The organism is Gilliamella sp. B3464 (assembly GCF_026536145.1).
Lineage (GTDB): Bacteria > Pseudomonadota > Gammaproteobacteria > Enterobacterales > Orbaceae > Gilliamella.
Genome location: NZ_JAFNOQ010000002.1, coordinates 212,716 through 236,571 on the forward strand (window position 1 = coordinate 212,716; position 23,856 = coordinate 236,571).

Genomic DNA, 23,856 nt, shown 5'->3' on the forward strand with positions numbered 1-23,856 from the left:
CTTTTATCGTTGAGTTAATACTTGTTGCTCATATTGACGAACTTCATCAAGCCAAGCACGTCCAACTGGTACGCCGTTTTGTTGGCAATATTTGTCCCAAACTGCTTGCCAAGGTAAGGATTTTTGTTCTTCGAGTAATGCTAGTCGGGAAGTAAAGTCTCGTTCACGTTCAAATTGTTTGAGTTGCGCTGTAGGTTCTAATAACGCTTTTAATAGGCATTTTTTCATATTGCGAGTACCAATTACCCAAGCGGCGATACGGTTGATTGATGCATCAAAAAAGTCCAAGCCGATATGAACTCGATCAAATAAATTATTACGAATGATTTCACTGGCAATATTTTGGGTTTCATCATCGAAAAGTACGACGTGATCACTATCCCAACGTACAGGGCGGCTAACGTGCAGTAATAGGTGTTCAACAAATGGCATAACGGCAGAAATTTTGTCTGAAATGACTTCTGTTGGATGAAAATGCCCCGCATCTAAACAGAGTGCAGTTTTACGTGATGTAGCATAAGCGAGATAAAATTCATTTGAACCAGCAGTATAAGATTCAAGTCCAATACCAAATAATTTGCTTTCTACTGCATCAATATGATATTTGGGATCGATTTTTTCACTGATAATTTCATCTAACGATTCTAATAAACGTTGTCTTGGCGCAAATTTATCGACGGTAATATCTTTCATGCCATCCGGTAACCAAATGTTCATGACCGATGGCGTACCAAGCTCTTTACCAAAATATTCAGAAACTTTACGACACGCTTTACCATGTTCAATCCAAAATTGGCGAATTTTTGCATCAACATGTGTTAACGTGCCTTCATTGCTTAATGGATGAGAAAAATAAGTTGGGTTGAAATCTAAACCAATGTGCTGCTTTTTAGCCCAGCTCACCCAATTTGCAAAGTGTTCCGGTTTTACTTCATTGCGATCGACTTTGTGATCGGCTTCTAAATATGACGCATGTAGATTTAATCGTTTTGGTCCCGGAATTAAGCTAAAGGCTTTATCTAAATCGGCTCTAAGTTCACTTGCATTACGTGCTTTGCCCGGATAATTACCTGTCGCTTGGATACCGCCCGTTAACTCACCTTCTTGTTTTTCAAACCCGGTAACATCATCACCTTGCCAGCAATGTACTGAAATTGGTAATTTAGCCATTTTAGCTAAAGCGGCATCGGTATCTACCCCTATTTCGGCAAATCTTGCTTTAGCACTTTGATAGGCATTTTCAACTGTACTCATTAGTAACTCCTTAATAAATTACGTAAATTTTAAATTAACTATTTTGTGGATAATAATATTGGGTATCAAAATTGTGCGAGATAATCTGTCTTAACGTCTTAACATCATCGATAGCCCCTAACGAAATTAATTGGTATCCAACATTACCTAAGGCTGACGATTCAATAGGACCTGCGGTCACATTGATATGACAAAGATCGGCACATAACTGATTGAGAAAAGTATTTTGGCAACCACCACCAACAATATGTAAGGTATTAATTGGTTGCTGAATAAGGGTGGATAATTCAGCAATCACATCACAATATAACGTAGCTAAACTATCAAATATGCAGCGTACTAATTGTGATAAACGTTCAGGCGCGTGCGCATATTTTTCGAGGCAGACCTGTTTTAGCGTTTCGGTCATGGACGCGGGATTTAAAAATCTATCATCATTAGGATTAATTACATAGGTAAAGGGTTGTTCTTGCTTTGCTGATTCAATAATGTGACTAATGTTATTAATGTTATGTTCTAGGCAAACACGCTGAAATAGCCACAAACCCATAATGTTTTTTAAGACGCGATAATACCCATCAACGCCACCTTCATTGGTGATGTTAGCGTTTAAAGCTTGGGCATCAGTGTATGAATGATTTGACTCGATGCCCATTAAAGACCAAGTCCCCGAACACAAATAAGCGCTTTGTTTATCCGTTATGGGAGCGGCAATCACGGCACTTGCCGTATCATGACTGGCTATAGCAATAACCGGAATTTTATCGCCATTTGGACTTTGCCAATAACCGACTTTATTACCGGGCATGGTAATATCACCAAACCATTTACGCGGCACGCCTAAGTAATCAAGTAATTGCTGATCCCAATCACGCGTTGTCACATTAACCAGTTGCGTCGTCGTTGCATTGGTATATTCTCGGTTTAACTTGCCAGTTAAACGAAAAATTAAATAATCGGGTATCATCACCCAATCCGTGACTTGTGATAACCAAGTCGGATTATCCTTCATCATCGCTTTAAGCTGATAAAGGGTATTGAAAGTTAAAAATTGAATACCGGTTTTTTGGTAGATGTTCTCAATTCCAAGCTCTGATTGAACTTGTGACATAATATTATCGGTACGATGATCGCGGTAAGCATAAGTCGGGCCAACAACTTGTCCATGTTTATCAAGCAATACATAATCCACGCCCCAAGTATCAATGCCGATACTATCAAGCTTAATACCTTGTTGAATAATTTTGTTCAAACCGGTAATGATTTCATGCTCTATATAATTAAGATCCCAACAAAAATTGGCATCCAGTGATTTAAAATCATTCTTGAATCGATGCACTTCTTGAAGGGTTAAATGTTGATTGTTCGCTTGATAACAAGACAACATGACCCGTCCACTTGAAGCACCTAAATCTATTGCGGCAATATATCTATCAGCCATTATCACTATCCCCATTATTGCTAATGGGCACAGTGTAAATAACGTATAACATAAATTCTTTCAATTGATTGCCACTGTTTTATTAGTGTTGGCAAAATTCTTAAACTCAGTGTGATCTTCCGCACAAATTATCGATTTATGCTGGTTTTATACATTCTTAATAATTATTGGTATAATGGCGCATTTATAACATAATTTGAGAGTAACCTATGTTTAATCAGTTAAAAGCAATTATTCAATATTTACTACCTAAACAGCTATTAACCCTGATATTTGGTTGGCTTGCTAATAAGCATTTAGGAAAAGTGACAACATGGATGATTTTAGGCTTTAGTAAACTGTATAAAGTTGATTTAAGTGAAGCCAAAATTAGTGATGTAAAAGAATATAAAACTTTTAATGATTTTTTTGCTCGTGAGCTAAAAGACGAGGCCCGCCCTATCGATTCAGCGGCGAATTCTATTGTCATGCCTGCCGATGGTGTGATAAGCCAATTTGGTGTCATTCAAGATAATTTATTATTACAAGCTAAAGGGCATTTTTATTCTTTAGAATCATTATTGGCTTGTCATCCAGATATGATCAAGTTTTTTAAAGATGGCGCTTATGCTACAACTTACTTATCACCTCAAAATTACCATCGCTTTCACATGCCTTGTGATGGCATTTTACGTGAAATGATTTATGTACCAGGTTCGTTGTTTTCAGTCAGCAAAGCAACAACCGAAAGTATACCGAATATTTTTGCACGTAATGAGCGCGTTATTTGTCTATTTGAAACCGAATTTGGACCGATGGCGCAAATTTTAATTGGTGCAACGATTGTTGGTAGTATTGAAGTGGAATGGGAAGGCTGTATCACGCCTCCTCGCGAAGGCATTATGAAACGTTGGACCTATGCTGGCGAAGTGAAATTAACTAAAGGACAAGATATGGGCTGTTTTAAATTAGGCTCGACTGTCATCACCTTGTTTGCATCTAATGCTATTGCATTTGACAGTCATCTTAAAGTTGGTGACATAACGCGTGTTGGTCAAAAGCTAGCGGAAAGGATCTAACATTATGTGGATGCGTGGTTTTTGCTGTTTTGTATTATTGTTGTTATCTTCTTTAACGTCTGCTGAACAAGCAATTTTAACTATTGATAATGAAGAAGAGCTATCACAAGTTGTGAATCAATTAAGTGATAAAAACGATGAACTTCGTCAAAATATGGAGTTTCAAAAATCGCATTTAACCAGCATCATTAATGAACAAAATAACATTACCACGCAAATTTCACATGTACAAAATACGTTAGCGACACTGGCTGAACAAGGTGAATGGTTAAGTTTTTCAACCGCGCTTGGCGAAACCCTTCGCCAACAGCTACTGCGTTTACCCGAAAAACCCAAGTCTCAACCGCTTGATGCTGAAATCGCCGAAGCAAAAGTCCAACAGCTTAATTACTCCAATACGTTAACCGCATTAGACAACTATCCAACTTTAAGTAGCCCACTTAATAGTGTAAAACTCGCTACACAGTACCGACGCTTGTTACGCGAACAAAGCGAATTACTTAAAACATTAATTTCGGGTACTGATACCACTATTTTAGAGTTAACGAAATTAAAAATTTCAAATAAACAGTTAACCAATGCAATTGACGAAGTCAATGACGCGGCACACCGCTATTTCTTCTGGGTGGCTGATGTTAATCCTATTTCACTTAAATTCCCAGTTAATTTGGCCAAAGATGTTGTTTATGTCATTTTTTCAATCGATACCTTAACTCAGCTATATAATGCCAGTTGTGAAGTATTAACAACACCTAAACCATTATTTTTATTGATTTTAGCAATGCTATTTGTGGTTACTCATTTTAAAATGCGCACAAAATATTATGCATTTTTAAACAAATCCGCCTCACGCGTGGGTAAAGTAACGCAAGATAGTTATTCTTTAACATTAAAAGTGATTATTTATTCGCTAATTATGGCGCTGCCTGTACCTATTTTATGGGCTGTTTTTGGTTATGCACTGCAAATTAACTGGGATTACCCTGTCGCAGTAGCGCTGGGTTATGGGGTAAATGCTGCTGCGCCTATTTTATGGGTCTTTATTATTACTGCACATTTTGCAGAACAAAATGGTCTATTTATTACCCACTTTGGCTGGTCCAAATCAAGTGTTCGAGAAGCAATGAAATACTATCAACTTTCGGTTTGGGTAGTGATTCCACTTGTTATGATTGTCATGAGTTTTGATCAGTTTAACAACCGCCAATTTGCCGCCACTATAGGACGAACAGCTTTCATTATTCTCTGCTTTGCTTTAGTATTTATGACTAACTCAATTCATCGAGCGGGCGTGCCTCTTTATATTGATAAAAAGGGATCGGGCGATAACTTATTAAGTCACATTCTTTGGTTTATTTTATTAAGTGCGCCTTGGTTAGCTATTATTGCGGCTTGCTTAGGTTATTTATCTACAGCGCAAGTTTTATTAGGTCGACTTGAAGCATCGGTTATTATCTGGTTTGGTTTATTAGTTATCTATTTTATGATTCGACGTTGGATGTGGATCCAAAAACGTCGTATTGAATTTGAACGAGACAAACAACGCCGATTGGAACGCATGCAACGCGCGAAAGGACACGAAGAAGAGTTAACATCGGTGAATGAAGGTGTCGATGAGCCAGTTATCAACTTAGATGTCATTAGTGCACAATCGTTACAATTAGTTAGATCGATTATTATGCTGATTGCTTTAATTAGTATGATACTGCTCTGGTCTGAACTACATTCGGCATTTGCCTTCATGAATAATATTAAACTTTGGGGTACAAGCACCATTGTCAATGGCGTTGAAATCGAACAATATATTACCCTTGGCGCGGTATGTATTGCCATTTTAGTCATGACAATTACCGTGCAAGCCGTTAAAAACCTACCAGCATTACTCGAATTAGGCATTTTACAACATTTAGATTTAGCACCGGGCACCGGTTATGCTATCTCAACAATTTCTAAATATATTATTCTAATGATCGGTTGTATGATTGCATTTTCATTTATTGGGATTGATTGGTCAAAAATACAATGGCTTATTGCTGCATTAGGTGTTGGTTTAGGTTTTGGTCTACAAGAAATTTTTGCTAACTTTATTTCTGGCTTAATCATTTTGTTTGAAAAACCGGTCAGAATTGGGGATACCGTCACTATTCGTGATTTAACCGGTAATATCACTAAAATTAACACGCGTGCAATTACTATTGTTGACTGGGACCGCAAAGAAATCGTCATGCCGAATAAAGCTTTTATCACTGAACAATTAGTTAACTGGTCGTTATCAGACTCAATTACCCGTATTGTGTTAACTATCCCTGCAACTATTGATGCTGATAGTGATTTGGTAATAAACCTATTACAACAAGCCTGTATCGAATGTGAATATGTGTTAAACGATCCCGAACCGCAAGTCTTTTTAGTCGATATTCAAGAAGGAATACAATTATTTGAACTGCGAGTGTTTGCAGCCGAAATGGGGCATCGAATGCTTTTACGAACAGCAATTCATAAATTAATCTTAGAAGCTTATCGTCAGCATGATTTAAAATTACCATTTCCACCATTACAAACCAATTTGGAAGCGCTTGGTCGTAAAAGTGGACGCCGTAGTTATACCGTTGGCACGCTTTAACCGAAAAGCGTTTCTAACCAAGGTACACCAAATGCACCTGGCGCTAATAACACAAATGCCCAAATTGGCGCAGAAGAGATATTGGCTAAATTAAACTTAGTTGCTGGCATATGCATTGTGCCAGCAATCAACGGCACTATAGCTCGAAATGGTCCAAAAAATCGACCAACAAAAACCCCTAAAGCGCCATAGCGTTGAAAAAATTGTTCAGAACGATAAACCAATTTTGGATACTTACTTAATGGCCAAGAAGCGATTACTTGTTTGTGATAATGCTTACCTAACCAATAAGAGAGCCAATCACCAATCACAGCGCCTAGCGATGCAGCAATTAATACCGGAATAAATGAGATAACGCCAGTACCAATTAAAGCGCCTGCACCCAATAAAATTGCTGTTGCTGGCACAATCAATGAAATAATGGCTAAAGATTCGCCAAATGCCAATAAAAAAATAATTGGCAATGCCCATATTTGATGAGCTTGAATAAACTGCATTATTGCAAAGGTAAATTCATGTATTGACATAGTTGAATTAGGTAAATTATTAATTGATTAGACTCAAGCATTTTACCATAATAATATAAGTTTAAGATTGTGTTAACCAAGTATTGGCAGAATCTTATTACGTAACTCAATTGCTTTACTGATTATTCACATTAGCAATGTAAAACTAAAACAACGTTCAATGCTTAAAAATAAACAGCCCGAGACCAGCCATGACTAGCGGTATTAACACAGTATTAGTAACAAAATTTAGTAATAGCACGCTAAATAATCCTCAATTTGATACAATTGCCATAGAAAAACCTATTGCATTAATTTATAACGGTATTTCTCATGTGGTTATGATGACGACGCCGAAAGATCTTGAGTATTTTGCGATTGGTTTTTCATTAACTGAAAATATTATTGAATCGGTTAATGACATTTATGGTATTGATATAATCGACTCATTAAAAGGAGTAGAAGTTCATATTGAATTATCTTCCAGACGCTTCAATCAATTAAAAGAAAAACGTCGCAATTTAACCGGCCGCACTGGTTGTGGTATCTGTGGAACAGAGCAACTTGATCAGGTATGCTCAATTATTCCTACTTTACCATCCAATGACAAAATTCAGTTACCAGATTTTGCGCATTCACTGGCCTATCTAAACCAAGTACAACAAGTTGGAGCGCAAACAGGCTGCACCCATGCAGCAGTTTGGCTTGATTTACATGGTAATTTTATTGCAGGTTTTGAGGATATCGGCAGACATGTAGCGTTAGATAAACTGTTAGGTTATCGCGCGAAATACCTCGCACAAAATAAAAAAAATATACCAGGCCTAATACTCGTCTCAAGTCGAGCTAGTTATGAAATGGTACAAAAAGCAGCTATCTGTGGCATCGAAATTCTCTGTGCGGTTTCAGCAGCTACATCAATGGCAGTTGAGCAAGCCAGAACAAATAACTTGACTTTGATTGGATTTTTTAGAGGTGATAAAGGGGTAATTTATACCGATAGCAATCGGATCATTGAGTAATAATAATTTTATAAGATAAACACGGTTGTCAAATTGAAGCTTAATGTATCATAAATAATGTTTATATTTTAATTTTTTAAATTAATTTTTAAGATAATTAATTGATTAATAAAGTTAAATATAGCAATTTAATTTTTAAAACTAAACCAAACCTAAAAAGTCCCTTTCATTATTGTCAGAACATCATCATAATATACCCTGAAAAATGACAACTACGTTGTTTTTATTATATATTCTTTTTATGTGATCGTTTTCTCGTTTTGAGAAAAAGTCAATTATTCACATCCTTTTCTATGACATACTAGATCGATGTGAACAATTGCGATACGTATTTTTATTCATGATAAAAATATAAACATGTTTTAAGTGATTATTTAATATCACTGCGTTTTATTTATCAAAAAACTACTTCAATTTGAAAGGATACACTCATGCATCAAACAGCAGATATTCAACAAGCAGTTAATTATATTCAACAGCAAACCGACAAAAAACCAACAATCGGAATTATACTTGGATCGGGTTTAGGTCCTTTTGCCGATACTCTTGAAGATGCCGTTCATATTCCTTATGACACTATTCCTCACTTTGCTAAATCAGCAGCTGTGGGGCATGCGAATGAATTAGTGATTGGTAAATGTGGTGATAAGACTGTTGTCGCGATGAAAGGTCGTTTTCATTATTATGAAGGTTTTTCATTAGATCAAGTTACCTTCCCTGTGCGTGTAATGAAAATGCTAGGCGTTGAAAAACTGATCATTACCAATGCCTGTGGTGCAGTCAACACTAGCTTTAAACCTGGTGATTTAATGATAATTACTGACCACATTAACTTAACTGCTAACAATCCATTAATGGGGCCAAATAATCCTGAATTAGGGGTTCGCTTTTTGGATGTAAGCGAAGTGTATAACAAGCAATTAAGAGCAACAGTTAGCGAAGTAGCTAAAGAGCTGAATATCACTTTACAACAAGGTGTTTATGCTTGGTGGACAGGACCAACCTACGAAACTCCAGCAGAGATTAGAATGATCCGTACATTAGGTGCTGATGCAGTGGGTATGTCTACCGTTCCTGAAGCAATTATTGCTCATCACTCTGGCATTAAAACTATCGGCATTTCATGTTTAACTAATATGGCTTGTGGCATTTTAGATCAACCACTCGGTCATGAAGAAGTGATTGAAACCGCTGAACGTGTAAAATCCACTTTTTTACAACTTATTACTAAAACCATTGCACGTTTTTAGTTCATAGTTTTTAATTTTATATAAGCAGTTCAATTTATTTAGGATTTAAATAATGAACATAAAAAATAGATTAAAAATAATGATGTTTTTCCAATATTTTATTTGGGGAAGCTGGCTAACGACTTTAGGTATTTATCTTTTTAATACACTAAAATTTTCTGGTGCCGAGATAGGTATGATCTTTAGTACTAAAGGCTTAGCCGCATTAATTATGCCTTGTATTATAGGGATTATTGCTGACAAATTTATACAAGCAAAATATTTGTACATGCTGTGCCACTCGATTTGTGCTGTTGCGCTTTTTTATGCTGCATCAGTGACAACATCAAGTTTACTATTTTGGTTGATGTTTGCTAATGCAATGGCTTTCATGCCAACTATTGCTTTATCTAACTCAATTAGTTACGCGTGTTTAGATAAAAATAACTTAAATACTGTCGAAGTGTTCCCTAAAATACGGGTGTTTGGTACAGTAGGTTTTATTATTGCTATGTGGATGATAAGTTTACTGAAGTTAGATTCCAGTAATGGACAACTTTATGTGGCATGTGCGGCTTCGGTCGTATTAGTGATCTACAGCGCAACGTTACCAAATATTGAAATCAAACAAAACCAACAACAATCTTGGGCTTCTCGTTTAGGGCTTGATGCATTTGTGTTATTTAAAAAACCCGTCATGGCAGTATTCTTTTTATTTGCGATGTTACTTGGCGCAATATTACAAATCACCAATACTTTCGGCGGGGCATTTTTAAAAGACTTTGGTAAAATTCCCGAATTTTCTGACAGTTTAATTGTACAGCATCCAGCAATTTTATTATCCGTATCACAAATGGCAGAAGTGGCATTTATTTTAACTATTCCGTTTTTTCTTAAAAAGTTTGGAATAAAAAAAGTGATCATGATAAGCCTAATAGCTTGGACGCTCCGATTTGGCCTATTTGCATTTGGTGATCCAACACCATTTGGTTTTGTCTTACTGTTGTTATCCATGATAGTTTATGGTTGTGCTTTTGATTTCTTTAATATTTCGGGATCAATTTTTATAGAAAAAGAAGTTAATGCCAATATTCGAGCAAGTGCACAAGGGCTCTTTATGACAATGGTAAATGGAATTGGTGCATATTTGGGTTCAATCTTAAGTGGTATGGTGGTTGATAAATTTACTTACACAACTGGTCGAGATTGGCAAACAATATGGTTAATATTTGCATCTTATGCACTGGTGTTGGGAATTATTTTTTACTTTACCTTTAACTATGACCATAATAGAAGCGAAACAGTTAAGCAATAACTTACCACAATCAAACTAATGGGCTAAAATCACAAGCTTACATTCTGTTCTGATTCACTTAGTATTCGTTATTCTAATATGTTAAAAAATGAAGAGTGACACAGGGTCTTCACCCTGTGGTCTCTTATTGTGTTTGCTTTATTGTTAGCTACAAAATTAATTTATATAAATTATGAGATTTAACTATGAAAGAAAAATTTTTAGGTGGTTTATTAGTTTTTTTAGGAGCGTGCAGCTTTGGCGTGCTCTCCTCTATTGTGAAAACCGCTTATAAAGCTGGCTACTCACTTGGTGAAGTTACGGGCGTACAATGTTTTTTGGGTATGCTAATATTATGGATTATTCACTTGATAGTTAAAACATTCATAAAACCCAAAAGTACAGCAACGACAACGCATAATCCCAAAACGAACAAATGGAAGGTATGTGCTGTGGGTATCTTCCCTGGGTTAGTTGGCATTTGCTATTATCAATGTGTTCAACTCGTTCCCGCATCAATTGCTATCATACTATTAATGCAGTATTTGTGGATTAGTATTATTATCGATTATGTTATTTTCAAAAATAGACCGACTACGACTCAAATTTTAACGGTGATTACCATCATAGCCGGTAGCTGCCTAGCCGCTGGACTATTTAATCAAGATATTCGTTTGAATTTAACGGGCTGTTTTTTTGGTTTTTTAGCGGCCTTAATGTATTCACTATTTATTAGTACAAGCAGTAATGTTGGTAATGCATTACCAAAACTTGAAAAAAGTGCCTTGATGATAACCGGAGCGTGCATAATAACTTTTATTATATTTCCACCTTTATTCTTCTTTAAATTAAATTTGAATGATCAACTCTATCAATTAGGATTTTTATTAGCACTACTGGGCACCGTATTACCTCCGTTTTTGTTTTCTGTTGGCATTCCCAAAATTGGTATTTCATTAAGTGCAATCTTATCCGCAGCTGAACTACCTGTTGCTGTCACCTGTTCATATTTTTATTTAAAAGAATCGGTCTATTTTAATCAATGGATTGGGGTCATTATTATTCTACTATCTATCGCATTATCCAATTTGAAACATTTAAAACGGAATAAATAATATGCTTAGACTAAAGGGAAGCCTAAACGCTGACCTTTAGCTTAGCATTACTTTATTAAACTAGGCTTTTTAGCCATTTTATAAAAATATCTGCTTTGGGATTGTATTTGGCTTGCGCTCGTAAGATGTAATAGCGCTGTTTACATAACATTTCCATTTCAGGAAAAGGTGTAATAAGCTCACCCGATTCAAGTAACTTGCCGATTAATCGTCTTCGCCCCATAGCAACACCACCATGATAAATAGCAGCAGTAGTTGCAAGATCAGAACGATCAAAATCGATTTTGGGTATATCATTAAAATCAAAGGGTAAAGAATAATGATTAGCCCACCCCATCCATTCATCACAATTAGAATCATATTCCCATGCTTGACTATCGTGCAATATTGTACAGTTAGATAGTCTTTCAACGTTATTATATAAGTTATGTTTTTTTGCATAAAAGTCACTACAAACAGGAATGATTGTTTCGGACATTAAAAAATCGTAATTGAGCTCTTCGTACAGTAATGCATCATAATAAATAGCAAGATCGATTCGATGACGACTAAAATTTGTAACTTCATTTCCAGATAAAATATTTAAAGTAATATAGGGATAGTGACGTGCAAAGTCAGGTAATTTTGGTACTAGCCAACCTTGTGCAAATGACGGTCTAGCATAAATTGTCAATATTCCAGAAATTTCTTGATTTGAAATTTCTAAAATTTCTTGATTCAAATTTCTTAGTGATTTTCGAACCACATCAAATAAATGTTTACCATCATGAGTAAGTTCAATTCTTCGGTGAAACCGTTTAAATAGCTTAAAACCAAGTTCTTGCTCTAATTTTTGAATTTGATGACTCACCGCGCTTGGACTGATACACAGCTCTTCAGCAGATAAAGAAAAGGAAAGATGACGAGCAGCCGATTCAAAAGTATATAATTTCGCTAACTGATAACGATTAATCAAGCGATTTTTTGTTAGAAAATTATCATACATCAGCGATTCTCCTTCACCTTGTTTTAAACAACGTAAATATCTATTTTATAAAATCAAACTTTGCAGCTTTATAGCAAAACTAACTTTAATGTTAAACTTCGATTTAAATCACATTTTTGAATGAATTTAATTCATGTTAAGTTGTTTTTTTATCATTTGTCAAATACCTAATAAAAACATTTAATAGGTTAAATTTTAACTAACTTAAAAATCAAAACATGAACTCACAGCTTTGGGTTATGGCAGTATTAATGAGTAGTTTAATTGTCATTGTGATATCAATTGTAAAAGTTAAACTACATCCATTTTTAGCCTTGTTACTTGCAAGTTTTTATGTAGGGGTATTAATGGCTATGCCTCCACTTGAAATACTTAGTGCAATTGAAGCTGGAATGGGTAGTACCTTAGGTTTTTTAGCTATAGTAATTGGATTAGGATCCATTTTAGGTAAAATGATGGAAATTTCTGGTGCATCTGAAACTATAGGGTTGATGTTACACAAATGCCGGTTACTTCCGCCACAAATAATGATAGTGTTAATTGGACTAATTTGTGGCATTACCTTATTTGTTGAAGTCGGTGTAGTATTATTCATTCCATTTGCCTTTTCCATTGCTAAAAAAACAAATTCATCACTTTTAACAATTGTTATACCACTATGCTCTGCATTGATGGCCGTTCATTGTATTGTTCCCCCTCATCCGGCAGCATTGTTTGTGACCAATGCGCTTGGTGCAGATATTGGCAGTATAATTTTTTATGGTTTAGTAGTTGCTCTATTAGCATCACTAGTTAGTGGGCCTCTTTTTTTAAAAATCATTAAAAATAATATTCCATTTAAGCCTGTACCTGAAACATTTTCCCAACCAAACAATAAGAATGAAAATGAATTACCGTCATTATTGCCCACTTTGACTATTATTTTGTTACCTATCATTTTAATGTTAATAAAAACAGCCACAGAATTAACAATCGATAAAAATTCAATTTTTTATGCCGTGTTCGAATTTATTGGCACCCCAATTACAGCTATGCTTATAGGTATTTTTGTCGCCTATTATGTCTTAGGTATTCGCCAAAAAATGCGAATGTCAGATTTATTAATAAAAACAGAATGTGGCTTTTCTTCAATCGCTAATATCTTGTTGATTATTGGTGCGGGTGGCGCATTTAATGGCGTGTTAAAAAGTAGTGGTTTGAGTGATGGATTAGCGGGTATTTTATCACAGCTAAATATGCACCCTATTTTATTAGCGTGGTTAGTTGCCATTATATTACATGCTGCAGTGGGCTCTGCAACGGTTGCCATGATGGGAGCAACAGCCATTGTATCACCTATGTTGCCACTTTATCCTGATATTAGTCCTGAAATCATAACGTTAGCGATCGGTTCGGGCGCTATTGGTTGTACAATTGTAACAGATTCACTTTTTTGGCTTGTAAAGCAATATTGTGGCGCTACATTAACTGAAATGTTCAAATATTATACATCCAGCTCTTTTATTGCTTCATTAGTCGCTTTAGGATGTACATTTTTATTATCGTATATTGTTTAATATACAACAACATGGATTGGATTTATGATTGCTAAAAGTCTCACAAATACATTGCAATACATTTTTTTACTGATTAAAATTGTAAAATTCCAAGTAAAAAAGTGGTTTCAGAAAAATATTACTAGCATAAAACAAATTTTAAGTTATAATAGTGAAACTTCGATTAGGAATCGACTTATTAAATATAAAGGATTAATTAACCATCTCTTAATTAATGTATTAAGAATTACTATTAAAGTTAAGCTTAATATTTACCCCAAATTTGTTGAAAAACATAAAGTCAAAGATTTATATAGTAATCAACACCAATCTAACATCATAAATAGTTTATTTAAAAAACAACTTGTTAAATTTACAGAATGTAATTTTCTCTTGCTTGATGACGATTATAAAATGAATTTTTTTGATCTTATCATGCTATCTCAATTCAATTGGTATTTATTCATAGTTCTACTTGATATAGAAAAATGGAACAACCACATTAAATTAACATTCTGTAAAAGAATACTATTTTACATTCTATACAACATTAATTTACTAGTGAGAATAAAAAGAGAAAACAAAATTTTAGTCTAAATCGAAATATCAAAAAGCATAAAACATGAAACATTAAAAGGAGATAAAAGTAATAATCAGCGCTTTTAGTTGTTTTTTATACTAAAACGTTATGTTTACCTCAAGTTTTTTTACGATAGAGTAACAGTCGTTTTTTAATGTTCTACAGATCGTTATCTTATTGTCCTAAAAAAAGGAAGTTATAGAAATGAAGACACATAAAAAACCATTATTTACCTTAGTACAAAGTGATAAATTATTACCTCAAAAAAATACCTTAAGTGATTTAGATTCTAAATTAAATTATCCTGAAAACATAAATAAAATTATTGCATTACATGTTAAGGAGCTTAAGTTACACCATGGCGAATATAAAGATAATGAATACAATAGTAAAGCTAAGATCGAAAATAATCGAGAAATGCGTTTTATATTTCCTGAGATGTTCGAATCAGAGCATCATAAAAGACAAATAAGCCTTTTGAAAGAGGAATTAGCCTTTGCTAAAGAATCGAATAAAGTTAAAGAATTATTAAGCATGCGGTTAAAACAAATGGCAAAAATTTATCCACACGTGCAATTGGATTTAAATGATATTACTGTTATGCCTAATAAAATTAAAAAATACCTATTCGCGCCACCGTTAATCTTAACACAAGATAATGCAATTATGCTTTGGGAAGATGGGAATTACTCTGATTAAAAGTATTGATAAATGAATCAATAATAGAAATATGTCATCAATTTTTGCAAAAGAATTGATGACATTGAGTAAAACTATTTTTAGAATAAAAACAATAATTTTTATTATTCAAGAATATAGGTTGTGAATTAATAAATGACATCGAATAAAAAACCGTTATTTACTTTAGCATCTTTTAATGAGTCAATTCCTGAAAAAAAGCAATTAACAGATAAAGATTCAGTTTTAGATTATCCGGATCAAAAAGATGAAATTATTGCGTTACGTTTTGAAGCATTGAAACAACGTCATTCAAAATATCAAAAGTATGTTTTAGAAGATGTTTTTAAGGATATCGATGCTTTCCAGTTTATTTATCGTGAAGCATTCAATGAACCTGATTTAGAAACGTTAAAAAATCAACAAGATTTAGAATGTGAGAGGATCAATCAAATATTATCAAGCAGAATAGCAGAACTTAGCCAATCAAATCCTGATCTTAAGCTTGATTTGAATGACTTAAATGCATTACCAGATACCATTAAAGAATATCTGTTTTCACCACCGTTAATCCTTACGCAAGATAATGCAATTATGCTTTGGGATGACTAAAAGACATTTATCATAATTAATATAAGCAAAAAATCTACAGTGTTAATTTCACTGTAGATTTTTTTTATAATTAAATTAGTTATATTTGTTTAAGAATTAATTGTTAAATGCGCTTTCACCGTGGCTATTAATATCTAGACCTTCACGTTCATGTTCTTCTGACACACGTAAGCCAACACAAATATCTGCAATCTTATACGAGATAAAAGCAACAACAGCCGTCCAAATAATGCAGGTTATTACACTCATTAACTGTATACCAATTTGACTTGCCATGCTGGTACCTTCTGTATAACCAATGCCACCGAGTGATTCTGACGCAAAAATACCAGTCAATAGACAACCAACAATACCACAAACACCATGTACACCAAATACATCACAAGTATCGTCTATTTTAAGAATTCTTTTTAGCGAAGATACGCCCCAAACCCCTGCAAAGCCACAAATCAAACCAATCAACAGAGCACCACCAACACCAACAAAACCCGCTGCCGGTGTTATTCCAACTAATCCCGCGATGATGCCTGATGCGGCACCTAAACATGATGGTTTACCTCGTAAAACCCACTCAGCAATAGACCATGCTAAAACTGCTGCTGCCGTTGCTGCCACGGTATTAATAAAAGCAAGCCCAGCAATTTGGTCAGCGTGAGTTGAAGACCCAGCATTAAAGCCAAACCACCCAATATATAAAATAGCAGCACCGATATAAACATAAGGCAGATTGAAAGGTTTTAACGGTTCACGATTAAAGCCTATCCGATTTTTTAGTAAATACGCCCCCATTAAACCTGCAACGGCTGCATTGATGTGAACAACAGTTCCTCCGGCAAAATCTAACGCACCTTCATCACCTAAGATGCCTCCACCCCATACCATATGGGCCATTGGAATATAAGAGAAGGTAAACCATAACACCATAAAAATTAATACCGCTGAAAAACGCGTACGTTCGGCAAATGCACCTGGAATTAAACAACAAGTAATACAGGCAAAAGATCCCTGAAACGCAACCCAAATCAATTCATAAATCGATCCTGATACATCTGTAATATTAATACCAATTAATAAAAAGTGTTCAAAGTTACCAAAAAACCAGTTTCCTTCACCAAATGCCAGTGTATAACCATAAATTATCCATAATACCGCAATAAGTGAAAAGGTGACTAATATCTGCGATAACATTGATAAGACATTTTTAGCACGTAATAATCCACCATAGAACAAAGCAATTCCAGGCACCGACATAAAAAGAACTAGGGCTGTACAAATCATCATAAAACCGTTATCAGCATTATCGGCGACGGTTGCTTCTTGAGCAATTGCTGAGCTTGAAAGCGCTAAGCCCAAAGGTAAAATAAATTTTTTCAACATAATGATATCCTTTTATAATTATAATGCTGACTCATCCGTTTCACCGGTACGAATCCGAACCACATGTTCAAGTGGCGTCACAAAGATTTTGCCATCGCCTATTTTGCCGGTATAAGCCGCTTTAGTAATAGTATTAATCACTTCATCAAGCTGTTCGTCACTGATTGCTAAATCAATTTTTACTTTAGGTAAGAAGTTAACATTATATTCAGCACCACGATAAAGTTCGGCATGCCCTTTTTGACGCCCGAATCCTTTAACTTCAGTTACGGTTAATCCCGTAATGCCAATATTGGATAATGATTCTCTCACTTCTTCTAATTTGAAAGGTTTAATAACAACAGTCACTAATTTCATCAATTGCTCCTCATTAATAGGGTGGATAACCGAACTTATGCAAAACTTATGCAAAGCTTATGCCAGAAATTTCAATTTGTAGTTTTTGACTATATTTATTAATAAGAATAACGATGTAATTCATAGTGTTAATGTCAATTGATAGGAATAAAAATGTTGAAATCAAACCGAAAACAAGTTAACTCAATGAGCAAAATCAAATAATAAAGCGTCATCAATACTCACTCTCTGGCCAAAACATTAACGACACCAACTCTCATTTCAACCATTTTGTATATTCAAGAGGGTGAGCAATATAATTAGAGGTGTTTGGATATGTTGATACTAATACTGTGATTATCGATAGCGTTTGAAAATTAATGCACTATTGTAGTGCTTATGCTTTTTTTTGGTGCTAAAACTTTGATCAATTAACTAAATTAGAATGTGACCATCAATTTACGATATTCATCGTAAGCAAAATGATCTGTCATGCCACTAATGTAATCTTGAATTAAACGACAACGGTAATAAAATTCCCAACAATCAAAAGCCGGCTGATTTTTATCAAGTTTGCTAATAACTTGTTGGTAAGCATCACAATGTTTATGGGATAGTTTATGATATAGTCGGGTTTCTATTGGGTATTTTTTGTGATTGCCTGTCGTCGATAATTTAATAAAATCCTCAACCGGCATCGCAAGTAAGGGGCTATAAATATCGAGCAAACCGGTAATAATTCGATGACCTTGTAGTTCAAGATTTTCAACTGATTCATGATTGAAGACATGTTCAAAACCAACAGTTTTAAAAATATTGAGGAGTTTGTATTCAGCGTCGTGATCTTCAAGCAATGCATGATTAAATGAGCCATGATAAATGGCTTCAATATTTTCAATAAAACGTTCTGCGGCATGGGGAACAAGTTTATTGATAGTATTGACTCGCAAATACATAAAAAACTCATCGATACCAATAGCGGTAGACTCAATTTGCTTAAAATTATCAAAAGGCCGATTGATCACTTCATCAAATAAATCACCTGTTTTAACTGGTCCCCACGCTTGTTTTAAATATTGATAAAGTTGTTGTACAGTAAAGATTTTCTTTTCAACGGCATCTTCAAGATCGGCTATGCAATATGAGATATCATCAGCCGCTTCCATAATGTAGGTTAGCGGGTAACGATGAAAAGGTTTTATATCAAGTTGTTGATATAATTCATTGATAAAGGGCTCTTCCGATAAGTAAAAACCGGGTTTTTTCATTAAATAAGCAAATTCAGTCGGTACAGCATGATTCCAATAAGCGGGTTTTGAATATTTAACAATTGAGGCGATTTGAGAATAAGTTAAATTAAGACGTAAAATCGTATGAACTAAACGAATAGCTTGCGCATTCCCTTCAAAATTGGACAAATCTTGGCGGATTTTTTGTTTTAATTCAGCAAGTAACTCATCATCTTGTTTGTTTATTTCAAGAATACTGTAGCTGCAAGGTTTATCAAGACCTAGTCGTAAAGTAAACCACTGATTAATTGCCGATTCACCAAAATGACCAAAAGGGGGATTACCTATATCATGCATTAAGCACGCCATTTCAACTAAACTTTCAATCGACATAATCGATTTATCCAGACCAAACGCCTTTAATTGTCCTGCTTTTATTAAACGATTAACAATTTCTTTAACAATATAGCGCCCAACTTGTTGAACTTCCATTGAATGCGTCAAACGGCTTCTGACAACTGAATTACGTTCAAGGGGGAACACTTGAGTCTTTTGCTGTAAGCGCCTTATAGCTGCAGAATTGATAATTCGTCCACGATCACTTTCAAAACAGCGTAAAACTGAATATTCATCTGTTAAACTGTCATATTGTTTACTAGCATAACGTTGGTAATTAATTTTTTTGCTAAAGTTGACCATGGCGCTACCCTTTTCGTTCAACGAAGCTATCACGACTCAAATTGCTGTTTTGCCCAACAAATAGCTGGATGATATTCAACAGGCAACATAGGTAACAATTTATCTAACGAATCGATCAATGTTGATATTTGAGGGTGAATTAAATTTAAGTGACCCACTTTACGACCAGTTCTCACTTCTTTTTCGTACCAATGTAAATGGACTAAATCAATTGATAACCAATCATAATTTAACTCAGTTCCAATCAGATTAACCATGATAGAAGGCGCAAAAACATTCGGCTTTGGTATTGGTAATCCCAAGATTGCCCGTAAATGAAGCTCAAATTGGCTTATTGAAGCGCCATTTTGGGTCCAGTGACCACTGTTATGGACTCTTGGTGCTAATTCATTGATTAATAGATTTTCACCGACAACAAAACACTCCATTGCCATTACACCGACATAATTGAGCTTTTGCATGATAGCAGATAACATTTTTTCAGCTTTGGCTTGTAATACAGACATTTTATCGGGTAAAGCAATACTCATTCTTAAAATACCATCTTGATGTAAATTATGCGTCAATGGGTAAAAAACGGTTTCACCTTTCGCATTGCGAGCACCAATCAATGATAATTCGTTATCGAATGCAATTGCCTGTTCTACAATCGCTTGTTCATAGATATCTTCAGGTACGTCAATATCGTCATCAATCGCTATACGCCATTGACCTCGACCATCATAACCACCAGTACGACGTTTAACAATTAACAATTGACCTAACTGTTGAAAGAGCGTTGGCCAATCTTGTCTATTTTTCAATAAAAACCATTTAGCTGTGGGTAAATTAAGTTCATCTAATAGTTGTTTTTGACTCAAACGATCGGCAATAATCGGAAACACATCCCGATTAATAAAATGCCCATGCTGAGCTAAAATCTGAGTAAAAGGCGTATCGGGCCAACGTTCAATTTCAGCAGTAATGACTGAATTTTGATAAGGAATCGTTGCTGGATCGACATCTAAACCAACAGGAAAAACATGGATACCTAATGGCTCGCCAGCTTGCTTTAACATTCGGCCTAATTGACCATTACCTAAAACACAAACTGATTTAGTTATCATATTATGCATCGACTCTTGGATCGGGGTTATTTAAAACTTCATCAGTTTGACTTAAACGCCAAGTTGATAATCGTTGATAGATGTCTTTATCATGTAAAGCCAGAATTTGCACAGCTAATAATGCAGCATTAGCAGCCCCAGCCTTACCAATCGCTAAGGTACCAACCGGAATACCTTTAGGCATTTGTACAATGGAATATAAGCTGTCAATACCATTTAGTGTGGCACTTTGTACGGGTACGCCTAATACGGGTACCAGTGTTTTCGCCGCTAGCATACCGGGTAAATGAGCAGCACCACCAGCACCAGCAATGATGACATCAAAACCTCGACGTTTAGCATCTTGAGCAAATTGAAACAATTTATCAGGCGTTCGATGGGCTGAAACTATTTCAACATGATAACTAACTGTAAGTGTATCGAGTATATCGGCAGCATGTTGCATTGTGCTCCAATCACTTTTCGATCCCATTACAATGGCAATTTTAGCTTGAGTATGCATAGCAAATTATATCAATAGATGAAATTTAAAGTTTTCAAAGTATACACTAAAATTTAGCAAATGGGATAATAATCAATATGTAAGATGACAAGAAAAACTCACTAGTAGTGATAATATTATTACTAAAATAAGCTAATAATATTACCATTTTAGTCTATCTAGAATAATCAAGTAATTATTCACCAACTATTATTGAGTTGTTTATTTTACAACATTAAACCTTCACTGCTGCAACGATTTTTATTTCGACTAAATACTCACTTTTCATTAATCCGGTATGGACTGTGCAGCGCACGGGAGCATCGCCGTGAGCAACCCATTCGTCCCACGCTTTATTCATAGCAGCAAAATCGCTTTTGTTTACCAAAAATAGAGTTGCATCTAAAATACGGGTTTTATCACTGTTTGCTCTAGCTAAAATTTTGTCTATTTCAGCCAAAGCACTTTTGGTTTGTTCATAGGCATTATTAACTAAATTGCTTGGCACACTCGTGTAATAAATTACATTATTGTGAATAACCGCTTCAGACCAACGGTCTTGTGGATCGAGTCGAATAATTGTCATCATGTTTTCCTTTTTTGATGAGTTTTTTAAGAGACTTTAATAAAATCAGCACGTAATTTTTTTATTTCATCACGTAATACACCGGCTTTTTCAAACTCAAGATTTTGAGCAGCTTCGTACATCATGGCTTCAAGTTCTTTCACCCTTGCTTGAACTTCTTTTATAGAAACATAATGATAAGGTTTACCCGGTTCAAATGCTTGTACTTTAGCCGTTGATTTTTTAGTACTTAATCCTGCATCTAAAATATCTTTAATCTCTTTGCGTACTGATTTTGGTGTTATACCATGAGCTTGATTGAAATCTTCCTGTTTTTTACGACGACGGGCTGTTTCATCAATGGTTTTTTGCATAGCTGGCGTGATTTTATCAGCATACAATATGGCTTTACCATTTACATTTCGGGCTGCACGTCCAACTGTCTGAATGAGTGAACTTTCTGAACGCAAAAAGCCTTCTCGGTCCGCATCCAAAATAGCAATTAACGACACCTCAGGAATATCTAATCCTTCACGTAATAAGTTTATACCAACCAATACATCAACTTTACCTAAGCGTAAATCACGAATAATTTCCATCCGTTCAACCGTATTGATATCGGAATGTAAATATTTCACATTCACATTATGCTCGGATAAATAATCTGTTAAGTTTTCAGCCATACGTTTGGTTAGTGTTGTTACTAATACCCGCTCTTCGTTTTCCATTCGAATTTTAATTTCGGATAAAAGATCATCAACTTGAGTCGCGACAGGGCGAACTTCAATAATCGGATCTAATAAACCAGTCGGTCTCACTACTTGTTCAATAATTTCACCACCTGATTTTTCAATCTCGTATTTAGCTGGCGTTGCCGAAACATAAATAGTTTGTGGCATAATGTTTTCAAATTCCGTGAATTTCAATGGACGGTTATCCAGTGCTGACGGTAAACGAAATCCATACTCAACTAAATTTAATTTACGTGAACGGTCGCCATTATACATTGCACCAATTTGTGGTATTGCAACGTGTGATTCATCAATAAACAGTAAACCATCAGCAGGTAAATAATCGAATAAGGTTGCAGGCGGATCACCGGGTTTACGCTGAGATAAAAAGCGGGAATAGTTTTCGATACCTGAACAGTACCCAAGTTCAGTCATCATTTCAATATCAAATAGTGTTCGCTGAGTTAAGCGCTGCTCTTCTAACAGGCGATTATTCTCTAACAATACTTTTTGTCGTTCTTTAAGTTCTTGCTTAATTTCAGCAATAGCGTTTTCCATAATGTTTCTTGGTGTAACATAATGGGTTTTTGGATAAATAGTAATCCGCGAGACATCATTAACACTACTGCCTGTTAAAGGATCAAACATAGTAATGCGTTCTACTTCATCATCAAACAGTTCAACTCGTACAGCTAACTCGTCTGAATCGGCAGGAAAAATATCAATCACATCACCTCTTACTCTAAACGTACCACGACTAAAACCCATTTCATTGCGAGTATATTGTAGTTCAGCCAATCTGGTTAAGATTGAGCGTTGATCGGTAATGGTGCCTTTAGTCAGGTGCAAAATCATCGCCATATAGGTCTCGGGCGCTCCCAAACCATAAATTGCTGATACCGATGCAACAATCACAACATCGCGACGCTCCAATAGTGATTTAGTGGCCGAAAGGCGCATCTGTTCAATATGTTCATTGATCGACGCATCCTTCTCGATAAAAGTATCGGTTGATGGCACATAAGATTCAGGCTGATAATAATCATAATAAGAGACAAAATACTCAACCGCGTTTTCAGGAAAAAACGCTTTCATTTCACCATATAATTGGGCGGCTAACGTTTTATTTGGCGCCAAAATAATTGTTGGACGATTATGCTGAGCAATAACATTTGCCATAGTAAAGGTTTTACCCGACCCCGTTACACCTAATAATGTTTGATGGGCAATACCGTCATCAAGATTTTGACTTATTCGTCTAATGGCTTCAGGTTGATCGCCAGCAGGTTTAAATTCAGAACATAATTTAAATTTTTTCATTACTTGTGACCTAATATTTTACCTATTAATAAAAATTATCCCCAAAAAGACTTGACCTTTTAAAATCTTATATTTTTTGT

Annotated in this window: 20 protein-coding genes; 9 read left to right on the forward strand and 11 right to left on the reverse strand. The window is 35.2% G+C overall.

Annotated features, from left to right (window positions below):
• Window positions 1-3 precede the first annotated feature (3 nt).
• Window positions 4-1,254, reverse strand: a complete 1,251-nt coding sequence (locus J3U57_RS03310) for an L-rhamnose isomerase (RefSeq protein ID WP_267333134.1) — start codon at window positions 1,252-1,254, stop codon at window positions 4-6.
• A gap of 34 nt (window positions 1,255-1,288) precedes the next feature.
• Complete coding sequence (rhaB, locus tag J3U57_RS03315; RefSeq protein ID WP_267343811.1) at window positions 1,289-2,695, reverse strand: rhamnulokinase; 1,407 nt, start codon at window positions 2,693-2,695, stop codon at window positions 1,289-1,291.
• Window positions 2,696-2,904: 209 nt separating this feature from the next.
• On the opposite strand from rhaB, the gene asd reads away from it, so the two are divergent.
• Both asd and mscM read left to right on the forward strand, forming a co-directional pair.
• Window positions 2,905-3,753 carry an archaetidylserine decarboxylase gene (gene asd, locus J3U57_RS03320; RefSeq protein WP_267333136.1) on the forward strand — a complete coding sequence of 283 codons (849 nt, stop codon included), beginning with the start codon at window positions 2,905-2,907 and terminating at the stop codon, window positions 3,751-3,753.
• 4 nt (window positions 3,754-3,757) lie between these two features.
• Window positions 3,758-6,376: a miniconductance mechanosensitive channel MscM gene (gene mscM / locus J3U57_RS03325; RefSeq protein ID WP_267343810.1), complete on the forward strand. Its 2,619-nt coding sequence runs from the start codon at window positions 3,758-3,760 to the stop codon at window positions 6,374-6,376.
• Here the strand turns inward: mscM and J3U57_RS03330 are convergent.
• On the reverse strand, window positions 6,373-6,903 hold the full coding sequence (locus J3U57_RS03330; protein ID WP_267343809.1) for a DedA family protein: 531 nt from the start codon (window positions 6,901-6,903) through the stop codon (window positions 6,373-6,375). The genes mscM and J3U57_RS03330 overlap by 4 nt on opposite strands.
• A 191-nt stretch (window positions 6,904-7,094) precedes the next feature.
• Here J3U57_RS03330 and fdhD point away from each other — a divergent pair, with 191 nt between their 5' ends.
• The 4 genes from fdhD to J3U57_RS03350 all read left to right on the forward strand — a co-directional run bounded on the left by fdhD (window position 7,095) and on the right by J3U57_RS03350 (window position 11,542).
• The gene (gene fdhD / locus J3U57_RS03335) at window positions 7,095-7,904 is read left to right on the forward strand and encodes a formate dehydrogenase accessory sulfurtransferase FdhD (protein WP_267343808.1); all 810 of its coding nucleotides are present in this window, start codon (window positions 7,095-7,097) and stop codon (window positions 7,902-7,904) included.
• A gap of 431 nt (window positions 7,905-8,335) precedes the next feature.
• Window positions 8,336-9,154, forward strand: a complete 819-nt coding sequence (locus J3U57_RS03340) for a purine-nucleoside phosphorylase (RefSeq protein WP_065632918.1) — start codon at window positions 8,336-8,338, stop codon at window positions 9,152-9,154.
• Window positions 9,155-9,206: 52 nt separating this feature from the next.
• Window positions 9,207-10,448, forward strand: a complete 1,242-nt coding sequence (locus J3U57_RS03345; RefSeq protein WP_267343807.1) for a nucleoside permease — start codon at window positions 9,207-9,209, stop codon at window positions 10,446-10,448.
• Between the two features lie 185 nt (window positions 10,449-10,633).
• Window positions 10,634-11,542 (forward strand): EamA family transporter, encoded by a 909-nt coding sequence (locus J3U57_RS03350; protein ID WP_267333141.1) that lies wholly within the window; start codon window positions 10,634-10,636, stop codon window positions 11,540-11,542.
• Between the two features lie 55 nt (window positions 11,543-11,597).
• On the opposite strand, the gene dsdC is transcribed toward J3U57_RS03350, so the two are convergent.
• Window positions 11,598-12,527, reverse strand: a complete 930-nt coding sequence (gene dsdC / locus J3U57_RS03355) for a DNA-binding transcriptional regulator DsdC (RefSeq protein WP_267343806.1) — start codon at window positions 12,525-12,527, stop codon at window positions 11,598-11,600.
• Between the two features lie 218 nt (window positions 12,528-12,745).
• Here dsdC and dsdX point away from each other — a divergent pair, with 218 nt between their 5' ends.
• From dsdX to J3U57_RS03370, 3 genes are all read left to right on the forward strand, one after another.
• The gene (gene dsdX / locus J3U57_RS03360) at window positions 12,746-14,083 is read left to right on the forward strand and encodes a D-serine transporter DsdX (RefSeq protein ID WP_267343805.1); all 1,338 of its coding nucleotides are present in this window, start codon (window positions 12,746-12,748) and stop codon (window positions 14,081-14,083) included.
• A 763-nt stretch (window positions 14,084-14,846) separates the two neighbouring features.
• Window positions 14,847-15,341, forward strand: a complete 495-nt coding sequence (locus J3U57_RS03365) for a hypothetical protein (RefSeq protein WP_267333144.1) — start codon at window positions 14,847-14,849, stop codon at window positions 15,339-15,341.
• A gap of 135 nt (window positions 15,342-15,476) precedes the next feature.
• Window positions 15,477-15,932 carry a hypothetical protein gene (locus J3U57_RS03370; protein ID WP_267343804.1) on the forward strand — a complete coding sequence of 152 codons (456 nt, stop codon included), beginning with the start codon at window positions 15,477-15,479 and terminating at the stop codon, window positions 15,930-15,932.
• Between the two features lie 96 nt (window positions 15,933-16,028).
• Here J3U57_RS03370 and amtB read toward each other — a convergent pair whose 3' ends face one another.
• The 7 genes from amtB to uvrB form a co-directional block, all read right to left on the reverse strand.
• Window positions 16,029-17,309, reverse strand: a complete 1,281-nt coding sequence (gene amtB / locus J3U57_RS03375; RefSeq protein ID WP_065798592.1) for an ammonium transporter AmtB — start codon at window positions 17,307-17,309, stop codon at window positions 16,029-16,031.
• 18 nt (window positions 17,310-17,327) lie between these two features.
• Window positions 17,328-17,666 (reverse strand): P-II family nitrogen regulator, encoded by a 339-nt coding sequence (gene glnK / locus J3U57_RS03380; RefSeq protein ID WP_065634965.1) that lies wholly within the window; start codon window positions 17,664-17,666, stop codon window positions 17,328-17,330.
• Window positions 17,667-18,085: 419 nt separating this feature from the next.
• Window positions 18,086-19,573 (reverse strand): dGTPase, encoded by a 1,488-nt coding sequence (gene dgt / locus J3U57_RS03385; RefSeq protein ID WP_267343803.1) that lies wholly within the window; start codon window positions 19,571-19,573, stop codon window positions 18,086-18,088.
• A 29-nt stretch (window positions 19,574-19,602) separates the two neighbouring features.
• Entirely contained in the window at window positions 19,603-20,679 is a 1,077-nt protein-coding gene (gene purK / locus J3U57_RS03390) for a 5-(carboxyamino)imidazole ribonucleotide synthase (RefSeq protein ID WP_267343802.1), read from the reverse strand.
• Between the two features lies 1 nt (window position 20,680).
• Window positions 20,681-21,181 (reverse strand): 5-(carboxyamino)imidazole ribonucleotide mutase, encoded by a 501-nt coding sequence (gene purE, locus J3U57_RS03395; protein WP_267333148.1) that lies wholly within the window; start codon window positions 21,179-21,181, stop codon window positions 20,681-20,683.
• Window positions 21,182-21,395: 214 nt separating this feature from the next.
• Window positions 21,396-21,746, reverse strand: a complete 351-nt coding sequence (locus J3U57_RS03400; RefSeq protein ID WP_267343801.1) for a RidA family protein — start codon at window positions 21,744-21,746, stop codon at window positions 21,396-21,398.
• Window positions 21,747-21,772: 26 nt separating this feature from the next.
• On the reverse strand, window positions 21,773-23,776 hold the full coding sequence (gene uvrB / locus J3U57_RS03405) for an excinuclease ABC subunit UvrB (protein WP_267333150.1): 2,004 nt from the start codon (window positions 23,774-23,776) through the stop codon (window positions 21,773-21,775).
• Between the last annotated feature and the right edge of the window lie 80 nt (window positions 23,777-23,856).

Coding starts and splice junctions, on each gene's coding strand:
- J3U57_RS03310 (WP_267333134.1), bottom strand. CDS start 1,254: ATGAGTACAGTTGAAAATGCCTATCAAAGTGCTAAAGCAAGATTTGCC.
- rhaB (WP_267343811.1), bottom strand. CDS start 2,695: ATGGCTGATAGATATATTGCCGCAATAGATTTAGGTGCTTCAAGTGGA.
- asd (WP_267333136.1), top strand. CDS start 2,905: ATGTTTAATCAGTTAAAAGCAATTATTCAATATTTACTACCTAAACAG.
- mscM (WP_267343810.1), top strand. CDS start 3,758: ATGTGGATGCGTGGTTTTTGCTGTTTTGTATTATTGTTGTTATCTTCT.
- J3U57_RS03330 (WP_267343809.1), bottom strand. CDS start 6,903: ATGTCAATACATGAATTTACCTTTGCAATAATGCAGTTTATTCAAGCT.
- fdhD (WP_267343808.1), top strand. CDS start 7,095: ATGACTAGCGGTATTAACACAGTATTAGTAACAAAATTTAGTAATAGC.
- J3U57_RS03340 (WP_065632918.1), top strand. CDS start 8,336: ATGCATCAAACAGCAGATATTCAACAAGCAGTTAATTATATTCAACAG.
- J3U57_RS03345 (WP_267343807.1), top strand. CDS start 9,207: ATGAACATAAAAAATAGATTAAAAATAATGATGTTTTTCCAATATTTT.
- J3U57_RS03350 (WP_267333141.1), top strand. CDS start 10,634: ATGAAAGAAAAATTTTTAGGTGGTTTATTAGTTTTTTTAGGAGCGTGC.
- dsdC (WP_267343806.1), bottom strand. CDS start 12,527: ATGTATGATAATTTTCTAACAAAAAATCGCTTGATTAATCGTTATCAG.
- dsdX (WP_267343805.1), top strand. CDS start 12,746: ATGAACTCACAGCTTTGGGTTATGGCAGTATTAATGAGTAGTTTAATT.
- J3U57_RS03365 (WP_267333144.1), top strand. CDS start 14,847: ATGAAGACACATAAAAAACCATTATTTACCTTAGTACAAAGTGATAAA.
- J3U57_RS03370 (WP_267343804.1), top strand. CDS start 15,477: ATGACATCGAATAAAAAACCGTTATTTACTTTAGCATCTTTTAATGAG.
- amtB (WP_065798592.1), bottom strand. CDS start 17,309: ATGTTGAAAAAATTTATTTTACCTTTGGGCTTAGCGCTTTCAAGCTCA.
- glnK (WP_065634965.1), bottom strand. CDS start 17,666: ATGAAATTAGTGACTGTTGTTATTAAACCTTTCAAATTAGAAGAAGTG.
- dgt (WP_267343803.1), bottom strand. CDS start 19,573: ATGGTCAACTTTAGCAAAAAAATTAATTACCAACGTTATGCTAGTAAA.
- purK (WP_267343802.1), bottom strand. CDS start 20,679: ATGATAACTAAATCAGTTTGTGTTTTAGGTAATGGTCAATTAGGCCGA.
- purE (WP_267333148.1), bottom strand. CDS start 21,181: ATGCATACTCAAGCTAAAATTGCCATTGTAATGGGATCGAAAAGTGAT.
- J3U57_RS03400 (WP_267343801.1), bottom strand. CDS start 21,746: ATGACAATTATTCGACTCGATCCACAAGACCGTTGGTCTGAAGCGGTT.
- uvrB (WP_267333150.1), bottom strand. CDS start 23,776: ATGAAAAAATTTAAATTATGTTCTGAATTTAAACCTGCTGGCGATCAA.